The 12,689-nt window shown below is 73.5% G+C and carries 12 protein-coding genes; 5 read left to right on the top strand and 7 right to left on the bottom strand.

The window, feature by feature from the left end:
- Positions 1-6 precede the first annotated feature (6 nt).
- Positions 7-744 (top strand): sirohydrochlorin chelatase, encoded by a 738-nt coding sequence (locus VKA29_RS17680; RefSeq protein ID WP_324786798.1) that lies wholly within the window; start codon positions 7-9, stop codon positions 742-744.
- 103 nt (positions 745-847) lie between these two features.
- On the opposite strand, the gene VKA29_RS17675 is transcribed toward VKA29_RS17680, so the two are convergent.
- From VKA29_RS17675 to VKA29_RS17665, 3 genes are all read right to left on the bottom strand, one after another.
- Positions 848-1,465 carry a DsbA family protein gene (locus tag VKA29_RS17675; RefSeq protein ID WP_324786797.1) on the bottom strand — a complete coding sequence of 206 codons (618 nt, stop codon included), beginning with the start codon at positions 1,463-1,465 and terminating at the stop codon, positions 848-850.
- A gap of 55 nt (positions 1,466-1,520) precedes the next feature.
- Positions 1,521-2,141, bottom strand: a complete 621-nt coding sequence (locus VKA29_RS17670; protein WP_324786796.1) for a TIGR03086 family metal-binding protein — start codon at positions 2,139-2,141, stop codon at positions 1,521-1,523.
- Between the two features lie 69 nt (positions 2,142-2,210).
- On the bottom strand, positions 2,211-2,765 hold the full coding sequence (locus tag VKA29_RS17665; protein ID WP_324786795.1) for a DUF1697 domain-containing protein: 555 nt from the start codon (positions 2,763-2,765) through the stop codon (positions 2,211-2,213).
- Positions 2,766-3,056: 291 nt separating this feature from the next.
- Between VKA29_RS17665 and VKA29_RS17660 the strand changes: the two genes are divergently transcribed.
- Entirely contained in the window at positions 3,057-5,333 is a 2,277-nt protein-coding gene (locus VKA29_RS17660) for an MMPL family transporter (protein WP_324786794.1), read from the top strand.
- A gap of 294 nt (positions 5,334-5,627) precedes the next feature.
- Positions 5,628-6,491, top strand: a complete 864-nt coding sequence (locus VKA29_RS17655; protein WP_324786793.1) for an aminoglycoside phosphotransferase family protein — start codon at positions 5,628-5,630, stop codon at positions 6,489-6,491.
- A 15-nt stretch (positions 6,492-6,506) separates the two neighbouring features.
- Here the strand turns inward: VKA29_RS17655 and VKA29_RS17650 are convergent, their stop codons facing one another.
- Entirely contained in the window at positions 6,507-7,421 is a 915-nt protein-coding gene (locus tag VKA29_RS17650; protein ID WP_324786792.1) for a LysR family transcriptional regulator, read from the bottom strand.
- A gap of 95 nt (positions 7,422-7,516) precedes the next feature.
- Between VKA29_RS17650 and VKA29_RS17645 the strand changes: the two genes are divergently transcribed.
- The gene (locus VKA29_RS17645; protein ID WP_324786791.1) at positions 7,517-8,554 is read left to right on the top strand and encodes a DMT family transporter; all 1,038 of its coding nucleotides are present in this window, start codon (positions 7,517-7,519) and stop codon (positions 8,552-8,554) included.
- Positions 8,524-9,021: a YbaK/EbsC family protein gene (locus VKA29_RS17640; RefSeq protein WP_324786790.1), complete on the top strand. Its 498-nt coding sequence runs from the start codon at positions 8,524-8,526 to the stop codon at positions 9,019-9,021. The genes VKA29_RS17645 and VKA29_RS17640 overlap by 31 nt, the downstream gene beginning before the upstream one ends.
- Before the next feature lie 86 nt (positions 9,022-9,107).
- Here the strand turns inward: VKA29_RS17640 and VKA29_RS17635 are convergent, their stop codons facing one another.
- From VKA29_RS17635 to VKA29_RS17625, 3 genes are all read right to left on the bottom strand, one after another.
- Complete coding sequence (locus VKA29_RS17635; protein ID WP_324786789.1) at positions 9,108-9,830, bottom strand: 3'-5' exonuclease; 723 nt, start codon at positions 9,828-9,830, stop codon at positions 9,108-9,110.
- 116 nt (positions 9,831-9,946) lie between these two features.
- Positions 9,947-11,194 carry an SAV2148 family HEPN domain-containing protein gene (locus VKA29_RS17630; protein ID WP_324786788.1) on the bottom strand — a complete coding sequence of 416 codons (1,248 nt, stop codon included), beginning with the start codon at positions 11,192-11,194 and terminating at the stop codon, positions 9,947-9,949.
- 101 nt (positions 11,195-11,295) lie between these two features.
- Positions 11,296-12,663 (bottom strand): copper amine oxidase, encoded by a 1,368-nt coding sequence (locus VKA29_RS17625; RefSeq protein ID WP_324786787.1) that lies wholly within the window; start codon positions 12,661-12,663, stop codon positions 11,296-11,298.
- Positions 12,664-12,689 lie beyond the last annotated feature (26 nt).

Raw genomic sequence — 12,689 nt, 5'->3', positions numbered from 1 at the left:
ACCGCCATGTCCCGACCGGTCCTTCTCGTCGTCGCCCACGGCAGCCGCGACCCACGGCACGCCGCGACCGTGCACGCCCTCGTCGGGCGGGTGCGGTCGCTGCGGCCGGGGCTGCGCGTGGAGACCGGCTTCCTGGACTTCAACGTCCCGTCCGTGCACGGGGTGCTGGAGTCCCTGGCGGCTCAGGGCGTCCGTGACGTGGTGGCCCTCCCGCTGCTGCTGACGCGTGCCTTCCACGCCAAGGCGGACATCCCGGCGGTCCTCAGGGCCGCGCCACCGCGGCTGCGGATCCGTCAGGCGGACGTGCTCGGCCCGTCGCCGCTGCTGCTGTCCGCCCTGGAGCGGCGGCTGTCGGAGGCGGGACTGACGCCCGCCGACAAGTCCTCGACCGGGGTCGTGCTGGCCTCGGCGGGGTCCTCGGACCCGGAGGCGATCGCAGTGATCGCTGATATCGCGCGGGAGTGGCGGCACACCGGTTGGTGCGCCGTGCGGCCTGCGTTCGCCTCCGCGGCACTGCCCCGCACCGAGGACGCGGTGCGCGAGCTGCGGGCGCTGGGCTGCTCCCGGGTGGCGGTCGCCCCGTACGTCCTGGCCCCGGGTTTCCTGCCGGACCGCATCGCGCGGGGCGCGGCGGAGGCGGACGTCCTCGCCGACGTGCTCGGCCCGGCGCCCGAGGTGGCGCGGCTGCTGCTGGAGCGGTACGACGCGGCGCGGGTGCCGCTGGCGGCGGCTGTCGGCGCCTGAGCGCTCCGCCGGGTTCGCCGGGAATCACCGCGCCGGTACGGGCCTCGTTCGTCTGCCGCGCCGTCGTGGCCGGTCGCGCGGTTCCCGGTACCTCTTCGGGGCGCTAGTCGAAGGACAGGGCGCCGGTGCGGGTGCGCTTGAGTTCGAAGAAGTCCGGGTGGGTGGCCAGGACGCGGAAGCTGTCGAAGAGTTCGGCCGCCCGTGCCCCGCGCGGAACCGCCCGCAGCACCGGTCCGAACCACACCGTGCCGTCGACGTGCACGGTCGGCGTGCCGACGTAGCCGCCCGACTCCGGCTCGGCGCCCGCCCGGTGGCTGCGGCGCACCGCCTCGTCGTACGACGGGTCGTGCGCGGCGGCGGCGAGGCCGGCGTCGAGTCCGAGTTCGGCGAGCGCCTCGGCGGTCACGGCGTCGAAGTCGCCGGCCGCGCGTTCGTGGATGCGGGTGCCGAGCGCGGTGTACAGGTCGCGCAGGATCTTCTCGCCGTGCCGTTCGGCGGCGGCGACGGCGACCCGGACCGGGCCGATCGACCGGTCGACCAGGTCGCGGTACCAGTCGGGCAGCTCGTTGCCGGTGTTGTGCAGGTAGAGGCTCATCACGTGGAAGCGGAGGTCGAGCGGGCGTTCCCGCTCGACCTCCAGCAGCCAGCGCGAGGTGATCCAGGCGAAGGGGCAGGCGGGGTCGAACCAGAAGTCGACGCGGGTGGGTGATCCGTTCGTCATGCCCTCGACGCTAGCCGCCAGGTGGTACAGCGTCTCGATCCAATCGGACGCCGTCTCACCGGCCCAATGCGGTGCGGGACAGGCGCGGGTCGCGTCCGCCGGCGGCGAGCGCGCGGTCGAATGCGGGCGCGTCCCCGGGCACCGGCACCGGATCGGCGAAGCCGTCGTACTGCCGGTAGAGGTCGCCGTGTTTCTCGACCACGTCGAGCACGAAGCGGGCCGCCCCGGGCGAGATGCGCAGTTCCTGGCCGGTGACGGTGGCGACGTCCCAGCCGTGCACCGCCATCTCCTTGACGACCAGGGAGGCGATGTCGACGGCGGCCACCTTCGCCATGCCGAGATCGATCTCGCCCTGCCAGGCCGCGGGGTCGGCCCAGGCCGCGACGGCGCGCTGCAGCCGGTCGGCGTACGCCTCGGCCCAGCCGGGCTCCGCGGTGAAGTCGCGGGAGGTCAGCTCCTCGGGGAGCTCCTTGCGCAGCGCGCGGTGCTCCAGGCCGTGGGAGGTGTAGAGGACCCAGTGGTTGACCAGCGCCCGGACGTCCCAGTCGGGGCAGTGGGTGGGTTCGCTCAGCCGGTCCGCCGGGACGCCGCGCGCGATACGGGCGGCCTCGGCGGCGCATTCGGCCAGGTGAGCGTGAATCTCGTCGGTTCCGGGGGTCAGGTCGTCGTGCGTCATGCACACCACGCTAGGGAAAGCCCGCCGAGGACTCTTGAACAAACGCGACACCCGCCCCGGGGGACCCGCTCACAGGGCCACGGCGGTGAGTTCCGCCAGCTTCAGCACGGTGTTCCAGTTGCGGGTCGTGGCGACGACGCCGTCGGTGATCCGCGGCTTCGCGAGGTGTCCGGCGAGCTTGGAGCGGCCGAGGCCGTCGGGCGCGTACAGGTACAGCGCGCGGTCGCCGAGCCGGAACTCCTCCGGCAGGTAGGCGCCCCGGTCGAGCGCGGCGAACCGCTCCTCGTCCACCGGCGCGGAGAAGTAGGTGACGTGGAGCTGCTTGGGCTCCAGGTCGGCGGCGGGGAACGGGCAGGCCGCGGCGACCGCCCGCAGATAGGCGTGGTCGCGCACGATGACGTCGACGCCGAACCCGAAGCGCTGCTCGATCGCCCGCGCGAGCTCGGCGGCCAGGGACTCCTCGTCGCCGTGGCCGGCCGTGAAGACGGCCTGGCCGCTCTGCAGATAGGTCCGCACGCGGTCGTGCCCGAGGCTCTCCACGACCGCGCGCAGCTCGGCCATCGGGACCTTCCGCGCGGACCCCACGTTGACCCCGCGCAACAGTGCCGCATACGTCGTCGCCATCGGCCCACCCTAAGGCCACCCTGAGAGCCCGACGCCGCCTCCGCAAGGGGCGGGACCGGCGGACGGCGGCCGGGTCGCGGCCCGTCTCCCTGATCGCCGTCCCCTAGGAGAACCGGTGAATGTAGGGGGTCGCCATCCTCCCCAGTGGTGAGGGCACGGTGTCCGGACGGATGACCCGGGGCCCCGGCACTTCACCGGGCAGTACGACGAGATGTCCTTATGCGGCCCATACCGTCGTTACGGAAGGGGGCGGCAAGGAGCTGCCACCGCGTACGAAGGGGCAGGCCCGTCATGAAGAACCGAGAGGCGCAGGTACGGGGGTTCGCCGCCCGGGCCGGCGGCTGGAGCGCCCGGCACCGCTGGGCGGCCGTCGGCATCTGGGTGCTGTTCGTCGTCCTGGCGATGGGGCTCGGTTCGGCGGCGGGCCGTGTCGACGTCAAGGACAGCGACCAGCTGAGCGGCGAGACGCACACCGCCGCGAAGATAGTCGAGGACGCCGGGATCGTGGAGCCGGCCGGTGAGACGGTCCTGATCCAGGCCGAGGGGGGCGGACTCAAGGCCACGGACGCCGAGTTCAGGGCCGCGGTCGCGTCGGTCGTCGAGGCCGTCGAGGCCACCGGCAAGGTCACGGACGTGAAGTCCCCGTACGACACGCGCACCATCTCCCGGGACGGCCGCAGCGCGCTGGTGCAGTTCGACATGCGCGGCGACTCCGAGACCGCGGGCGAGCGCGTGGAGCCGGTGCTCAAGGCCGTCGCGGGGGTCCAGAAGGACCACGAGACGCTGCGGATCGAGGAGATCGGCGGCGCCAGCATGATGAAGACGTTCGACGACGCGTTCGGGGACGACTTCCAGAAGGCCGAGTACTCGGCGGTGCCCGTGGCCCTCGGCATTCTGCTCATCGCGTTCGGCGCCCTCGTGGCCGCGCTGCTGCCGGTCGCGCTGGCGATCACCGCGATCATCGCGACGATGGGCCTGATGGGCGTCGTCAGCCATCTGCAGCCGATGAGCGACACCGCCAACTCCGTGATGCTGCTGGTGGGTCTGGCGGTCGGCGTCGACTACTGCCTGTTCTACCTGCGCCGCGAGCGTGAGGAGCGCGCCGCCGGGCGGGACGCGCAGACGGCCCTCAGGGTCGCCGCCGCCACCAGCGGCCGGGCGATCGTCGTCTCCGGTGTCACGGTGTGCGTGGCGATGGCGGGCATGCTGTTCACCGGTCTCGCCGAGTTCGAGGCGATGGGCCTGGCGTCGCTGATGGTGGTGGCGGTCGCCATGGTCGGTTCGGTCACCGTGCTGCCCGCGCTCCTGTCGCTGCTGGGCGAGCGGGTGGAGAAGGGGCGCATCCCCTTCCTGCACAAGGCCATGCGGCGCCGTGCCAGCCGCGGCGACGGGGGCAGCCGGTTCTGGACGGCGGTGCTGCGCGGGGTGCTCGCCAGGCCGCTGGTGTCCGTGCTGGTGGCGGCGGGCGCGCTGCTGGCGATCGCGGCTCCCGCGGTCGGCATGAAGACCCAGAACCTCACGCTGAACCAGGAGTTCGGCGACTCGCTGCCGATCGTGCAGACGTACAACCGGGTCAACGACGCCTTCCCGGGCGGCTCGGAGCCGGCCGAGGTGGTCGTCAAGGCGAAGGACATCAACGCCCCCGAGGTGAAGGACGCGCTCGCCGCGTTCCGCGACCGGGCGATCAGCTCGGGCGCCTCGCGCGGCCCCGTGCAGATCACGCTGCACGACGCGCAGAACGTCGCCTACGTGTACGTCCCGCTGGTCGGCGGCTCCGACCTGGACAAGGCCGGGGCGAGCCTGGAGAAGCTGCGCGACGAGGTGCGGCCGGCCACCCTCGGCAAGGTCGACGGCGTCCAGGCGCCGATCACCGGACAGGTCGCCGGCTCGCACGACTTCAACGACCAGCTCGCCGGCGCGGTCATCCCGGTGTTCGCGTTCGTGGTGGTCTTCGCCTTCGCGCTGATGCTGCTGTCGTTCCGCTCGCTGACGATCGCGATCACCTCGATCGTGCTCAACCTGCTGTCGGTGGGCGCCGCGTACGGCATCCTCGTCGCCGTCTTCCAGCACGGCTGGGGCGCCTCCCTGGTCGGCGCGGAGGGCGTCGGCGCCATCATCACCTGGCTGCCGCTGTTCCTGTTCGTCATCCTGTTCGGACTGTCGATGGACTACCACGTGTTCGTGGTGTCCCGGATCCGCGAGGCGCGCCTGCGCGGCCGTACGACGGAGGACGCGATCCGGCACGGGGTGGTCACCACGGCCGGCGTCGTCACCAGCGCCGCGGTCATCATGGTCGCCGTCTTCGCGATCTTCGGCACGCTGTCCATGCAGTCCATGAAGCAGATGGGCGTGGGCCTCGCGGCCGCGGTGCTGATCGACGCGACGGTCATCCGCGGCGTGCTGCTCCCGGCGGTGATGGCGCTGCTCGGCGAGCGCAACTGGTACCTGCCGCGCTGGATGCACCGGCTGCCCGACCTCACGCACGACGAGTCGGCGGAGGCGGTCGTGCACGACACGCACGGTACGCACGGCACGCGCGACGACGAGGGCGAGCCGGTGACCGTCTGATCCCGTCCGGTCCCACCCGGCACAGCCGGAACCGCGGGCCCGTCGGACTCCCCTCCCCGGGGGCCGACGGGCCCGCGCCGTTTCCCCGGGCGCGCGTACGGCCCGACCCGGGCGCGCGCGTACGGCCCGACCCGGGCGCGCGTACGGCCCGACCCAGGCGCGCGTACGGCCCGACCCGGGCGCGCGTACGGCCCGACCTGGGCGGATGCGACACTGGCCGACGGGCGGCGGGAGTTCCGGGCCGTCCGCGGCGGGCGTACGACGCCCCACAGGGACGAGACACGGAGGCGGACATTGGACGAGGCACGGGCGCGGGAGGTACTGGCCGCGGCAGGGGTGCTGCCCGGCCCGGCGGGGGAGGCGCGGCTGCTCGCCCTGGGCGAGAACGCGGTGTTCGCCGCCGGTGACCTCGTCGTCAAGGTGGGCCGGGACGCCGAACTCCTGGACCGGGCGCGCCGGGAACTGGACGTCGCGCTGTGGCTCGCCGGGGCGTGCGTGCCGGCGGTGCGGGCGGCGCGGCCCGAGCCGCTGCTCGTGGCGGGGCACCCGGTGACCGTGTGGCACCGGCTGCCCGACGCCGTACGGCCCGCAGAGCCCCGGGACCTGGCCGGGCTGCTGCGGATCGTGCACGCCCTGCCCGCCCCGCCGTTCGCCCTGCCGCCGCGCGAGCTGCTGGGCGGCGTGGAACGCTGGCTGCGGCTCGCGGGGGACGCCGTCGACCCGGCGGACGCGGCGTATCTGCGCGAGCGCCGCGACGGTTTCGCGGCGGCCGCGGCCGCCCTCACGCCGCACCTGCCGCCCGGCCCCATCCACGGGGACGCGCTCCCCCGCAACGTGCACGTCGGCCCGGACGGCCCGGTCCTGGTCGACCTGGAGACCTTCTCCGCCGACCTGCGGGAGCACGACCTGGTGGTCCTGGCCCTGTCCCGCGACCGCTACGGGCTGCCCGCCGAGGCCTACGACTCCTTCACCGAGGCCTACGGCTGGGACGTGCGCGAGTGGGACGGCTGCTCGGTGCTGCGCGGCGCGCGGGAGACGGCGAGCTGCGCGTGGGTCGCCCAGCACGCGCCGGGCAACCCGAAGGCGCTGGCCGAGTTCCGGCGGCGGGTGGCGTCGCTGCGGGACGGGGACGAGACGGTGCGGTGGTACCCGTTCTGAGCGCCTGAGCGACAGCTAGCAGGCGTCGGCGTCCCGTTCCTGGATGGTGTCGGCGGCGCGGCGAAGCTCCGCCAGGACCGTGCGGACCGCCGTGCGGGCCGTGCGTTCGGGCCGGTACAGCACGTCGATGTGGCGTCGCGCCCGCACTCCGGCGAGCGGTCTGAGGACCAGCGCGGGATGCGGGCGGGTGGTCCAGCGCGGCATCAGCGCGATGCCGCCGCCGGCCGCCACCGCCTCGGCGACCACCGCGAACTCGTTGATGCGGTGGACCAGTCGCAGCCGCCGTCCGGCCGCGGCGGCGATCGCCTCGACGGTCGCCATCACCGGGAAGCCGTCGTGCACGGTGATCCACGGCTCGTCGGCCACGTCGTGCGGGGTGACGCCGGCCTTCGCGGCCAGCGGGTGCCCGGCGGGCATCGCCACGTCCAGCGGCTCGCGCAGCAGTGTGGTCGCGGACACCGTGCCCGGCCACGGCGGAGCGTGCTCCAGACGGTGGGCGAGGACGAGGTCGTAGTCCCGGGTGAGCCGGGGGAAGTCCTCCTGCGGGACGTCCTCGTCGGCCAGCCGCGGCACCGGACCGCCCGGCCCGGCGAGCGCGCGCAGCAGCGGCGGGAAGAACGCGGAGCCCGCGCTGTGGAACGCCGCCACCGACACCTCCGCGTCCGGCCGGGCGACGAACTCCTCCACGGTGTGCCGGGCCCGCGCGAGCGCGGTCTCCACCTCGGCCGCCGCGCCCGCCAGCGCCTGCCCGGCGTCGGTGAGCACCAGCCGCCGGCCCTGGCGCTCGGTCAGCGGCACGGGGATCGCCCGCTGCAGCAGCCGCAGTTGCTGCGAGATCGCCGACGGGGTCACCAGCAGCGCGTCGGCGACCGCCGTGACACTGCCCAGTTCGCCGAGCTCCCGCAGGATCCGCAGCTGCCGTTCGTCCATGGCGGCAAGTGTAGGCCCACGATGTAGAACTCCTAAAAGATCCTTTTAGGAGGTGGCTCTGGGCTTCACGGTGGTCCGTGGTGCACCGTGGGCGGGTGTCCGACGTCCGCCGTACCGATGCGGTACTCCTCCTTGTCGCGCTCGTCTGGGGTTCCAGCTACCTGTCCGCCCAGACCGCCACGGCCGCGCTGCCCGTCCTGCTGGTGCTGTTCGCCCGCTACGCCCTCTCCGCGCTCGCCTGTCTCGCGCTCGTCGCCGGCCGGCGGCGCGGGCCGCGGCGGTGGACGCGGGAGGAGGTGCGGGCCGGGGTGCCGCTGGGGCTCACCCAGGCCGCGGTCCTCGTCGTGGAGACGTACGGCGTCGCCCACACCACCGCCGCCAACGCGGGCCTGATCATCAGCCTGACCATCGTGCTCACCCCGCTCCTGGACCGCGGCGGCCGGCGCGGCACGCTGCCGCCGTCGTTCTTCGCGGCGGCCGGCGTGTGCGTGCTGGCGGTCGCGCTGCTGATGTCCGGCACCGGCTTCCACGCGCCGCGCCTCGGTGATCTGCTGATGCTCGGCGCCGCACTGGTGCGGGCGGTGCACGTGGCGCTCGTCGGCCGGCTCACCGCGGGCCGGGCGATCCGGCCCGCGCAGCTGACGACCGTGCAGACCCTCGTCGGCACGGCGCTGTTCCTCCCCGCCGCCGCCTCCGGCCTGCCGGCCCTGACCGGCGCCGGGCCGGCGATCTGGGCCCAGTTGCTGTATCTCGCCCTGTTCTGCAGCGTGTTCGCGTTCCTCGCCCAGACCTGGGCCGTGCAGCGCACCTCCGCGAGCCGGGCCAGCCTGCTGCTGGGCACCGAACCGGTCTGGGCCGTCGCGGTGGGCATCGCCCTCGGCGGCGAACACCTCACCCCGCTCACCGCCCTCGGCGCCACCATGATGGTCGCCGGCACCTACTGGGGCCAGTCCGTGGAACGCACCCACCGCACCGCGCCCCCGGACGGCACCGACACCCGCACCCGCGACACCCCCGACGCCACCGACGCCACCGACACCCCCGGAACCCAGGACGCCACCAACACCCGCGACGTCCGCGACACCCAGGACGAGGACCTCCGATGCCGGACCACGACACCTACCAGCGTCTGATCTCCCTGCTCGACGACTCCCGCGTCGACTACAAGCTCATCGACCACGAGCCCGAAGGCGCCACCGACACCGTGAGCGCGCTGCGCGGGCACCCGGCGTCCGAGGCCGCGAAGTGCATCGTGCTGCGGGTCAAGGTCGACCGCCGCACCACCCGGCACGTCCTCGCGGTCGTCCCCGGGGACCGGCGCGTGGACCTGGACGCCGTACGGACCCTGTTCGCGGCACGGTACGCCGGGTTCAGCGACGCGGAGACGGCCGAGCGGCTGGCCCGTGCGGTGCCCGGCAGCGTGCTGCCGTTCAGCTTCGACCCGGATCTGGAACTCGTCGCCGACCCGGAGGTGGTGGCGCGGGCGCACCTCTACTTCAACGCCGCCCGCCTGGACCGCTCGCTGCGCATGTCGGGCGCGGACTACGCCCGGGTGGCGCTGCCCCGCGTGGCGCCGATCGCGGGTCCCGCGCCCGCCTGACGGAAGAGGAGGACGACGGGCGAGCGGACGACGGGCGGTGAGTGACGGGCGGGCGGACGACGGGCCGTGGGTGACGGGCGGGCAGGTCACACGGTCTCGTCCGCCGGTTCGCGCAGCGGCCACGTCCCGTCCACCACCGCCGCCGAGTCCCCCTTGCGGCGCAGGAACGACTGGAAGTCCGCCGCCCACTCGGCGTACCACTCGATCTGACGGCGGTGCAGCTCCGCCGGGCCGAGGGCCGCGATCTTGGGGTGGCGGCCGGCTATCGCGCGGGCCAGACGGGCCGCGGCGAGCGCGTCGGCGGCGGCGTCATGGGCGGCGTCCAGCGGGACGCCGTACTCCGTGCAGACCGCCTCCAGGTTGCGCTTGCCGCGCCGGTAGCGGTCGACCCAGCGGTCGATGGTGTACGGGTCGACGACCGGAGCGGGGTCGCGCCCGCCGAGGCGGTCCCGCAGCGACGGCAGCCCGTGCCGGCGCAGCTCCGCGGAGAGCAGGCTCAGGTCGAAGGCCGCGTTGTAGGCGACGACCGGCACGCCCGCCTCCCAGTACCCCACGAGGACGTCCGCCATGGCGTCCGCGACCAGGTCGGCCGGCCGGCCCTCGGCGGTCGCGCGCGCGTTGCTGATCCCGTGCACGGCCACCGCGTCGGCCGGGATCTCCACGCCCGGGTCCGCCAGCCACTCCCGGCGTCCCAGCGGCTGCCCGTCCCTGACCTCGATCACGGCCCCCGTGACGATGCGTGCCTCGCGCGGGTCCGTCCCCGTCGTCTCCAGGTCGAAGCCGACCAGCAGCTCCCGGTGCCAGCCCATCGGCGGCCCCCCTTCTCGTGGTGCTCTCCCCCAGTGGCCTCCACCATCGCACGGGCCACTGACAATCGGCGGACCGCGTTCCGCTCGCACCGGGTTCCGCCCGCCTGCGGGACGGTTCAGGACACCGGCCGCGAGTCCGTCCAGGCCAGCTCGAACTCCTCGCGATAGGTGGGGAAAAGCCCGGAATCGATCGCTTCGTCCCGTTCGCCCGGCTTGACCATCCGGCTGCCGTTGCGCAGCACCAGTACCGGCGCCTCCATGCCGCGCGAGCGCCGCAGGTAGGACTGCACGACGGCGACGCCGTCCGGGCCGTCCCCGTCGACGAGGTAGGCCGTGAAGCGCGGCGTCTCGTCGTACACCTGGATCTCGAAGGCGCCCGGGTCGCGCAGCCGGGAGCGCACCCGCCGCATGTGCAGGATGTTCATCTCCACCGCGCGGCTCAACTCGCCGCGCTTCATGCCCAGTTCCCGCTCACGGCGCTTGACGGCGCTGGACGCCGGGTTCAGGAACAGCAGCCGGACCCGGCAGCCGGCGTCGGCCAGGCGCACCAGGCGGCGGCCGGAGAAGTTCTGCACGAGCAGGTTGAGGCCGATGCCGACGGCGTCGATGCGGCGGGCGCCGCCGAAGATGTCCTCAGCGGGGAACTGGCGCATCAGCCGCACCCGGTCGGAGTGCACGGCGACCACGTCCGCGTACCGGTCACCGACCAGGTCCTCCACCGCGTCCACCGGCAGCCGGAGCGCGGACGGCACGTCGCCGCCCGTGCCGAGTGTCTCCAGCAGCCTGGCCGAGGCCCGCTCGGCCTGGTTGAGGACGGCCTCGGACAGGGCCCGGTTGCGGGAGACGACGTTGCGGGTGACCTCCAGCTCGTCCAGGGCCAGTTCGACGTCCCGGCGGTCGTCGACGTACGGCTGGAAGCACGGCCAGTGCTGCACCATCAGCTCGCGCAGCTGGGGCAGGGTGAGGAAGCTCAGTGTGTTGTCGTCGGCCGGGTCGAGCAAGTAGCCCTTGCGGCGGCTGACTTCGCGTACGGCGACCGCCCGCTGCACCCATTCCTGGCCGGCCGGCCCGGCCGCGGCGACGACCCAGTCGTCGCCGTGGACGGGTTCGTAGACCGGCCGCAGCACCGCGGCCACGACCGCGCGCATCCGCTGTTCGACGAGGTTCAGCCAGATGTACGCGCGGCCGGCCCGCTGGGCGCGTGTCCGTACCTCACGCCAGGCGTCGGCGTCCCAGTCCAGCTCCGGCCCGATGGACGTCGTCTCCATCGGCCGGGCCAGCGACACCGTGCCGGGCGGGGTGTCCGTGGAGTTCCCCTCGTGACCCTCGTCACCAGGGGGCAGCTCCAGCCCTCCCGAGCCCACCCGCGCACCGCCTTCCGCTCCCCGGGCACTTCCCGTCCCAACGATCAAGGAAGCCTACTCCGGGAGCGGTCGGCGGTGCAGCCGGATGGACAGGGTGGTTCTCAACTACGCGGACGCCAGTGGCCGTTCTGCCACCCGAGCTCGTCCGGAGTGAGCGGATTCATAGCCGTGACGTCCCTCGGGGCGATGGCGAACCCCTGCCAGTGGATCGGCATGGGCTGCTGGTCCTCGTCCCGGGCTATGTGGTGGAAGCCCACATTCATCCACACGATCGGGTGAGTGAGCGTCTGCCCATTGACCCACGTGTCGACGGATTTGCCCGAACCGGCGGGGCAGCCGCCGGTGTTGTTGCTGGCGAACTGCTCGCACTTGTTGTACTGGGTGAAGTAGACGTCGTGCTTGGTGAAGCCGCGCCCCGGGTACCGGGTGGTGGTTCCCGGCACGATCTCGTACGAGCGCGGGTGCCCGTCCTTGTTCTTGCCGGTCGCGCTCACCACGCGCCACCAGCGGTAGGTCTTGGCGTCGCCCGCGAGTTCCTTGGTGACCTTGGTGCGGGTGGTCTTGTTGGTCGGGGCCTGCTGGCCGCGGGCGGGCGCGGTGACCTTGGAGTCGTACTGCTCGACCTTGGTCTTGGAGGAGCCGTCGAGGCCGAAGTCGAGCCGCCAGAAGACGTTGTGGCTGTGACTGGTGGCGTAGGCCTTGGCGCCCTTGCCGATGGGCCAGCCGCGGCCGTCGCCGGCGTCGTAGTCGTCGTAGGAGAGGCTGCCGGTGGCGCCGACGTTCATGTCGACCGTGCCGTCGTCCTGGAAGCGCCACTCGGTCATGTACTCGTACCAGCCGACCTGGTTGACCGTGTAGACGAGGAGGTCCGTGCCCTGGGCCTGGTAGACCTTGTTGGCGCTGTCGCCCTGCATGCGGTAGGCGTGGCCGCGGGAACGGGTCGTGGTGCACAGGCCGTTGACGTTCGGGTGCTGCGGGTCCCAGGCGTCCGGCACCTTGACCGTCTTGATGGTGCCGCCGGGGCACTCGCCCGGCGCCAGGTTGACCAGGCCCTGGGCGAAGCCGAAGCCGGTCAGGTCGTCGTACTCGACGCTGCCGTCGTCGTAGGGGACGTCGATCTGGGCCAGCCGGGCGCTGTTGAGCACCTTGATCGGGGCGCTCTCGCCCTTGGGCTGGTAGGAGACGTCGTTCAGGACGAGGCCGGCCTTGCTGTCGTAGCGCCAGCACATCCGCCAGGTCGTGCCGCCGGCGAGCTTCTGCTCGATCTTGTAGGAGGCGCTGCAGTCGGCGGCGGCAGCGGCGGCTCTCGGCTGGGCGGCAGCGGCGGTCCTCGGCTGGGCGGCCGCCGGCCCCGCGCCGGCCGTCGCGCCGGCGGCCAGCGCGGCCACCGACAGGCCCACGGCCGCACGCGTGCGGACGCGGCCGGTTCCCCGCGGCCGGACGCCGCCGATCGAACTCTCTGTGCGCATGAAGAAGTGACTCCCCTGCAGGAGAT

The organism is Streptomyces sp. H51, assembly GCF_035656535.1.
Lineage (GTDB): Bacteria > Actinomycetota > Actinomycetes > Streptomycetales > Streptomycetaceae > Streptomyces.
This window is presented reverse-complemented; position numbering and strand designations above follow the sequence as displayed.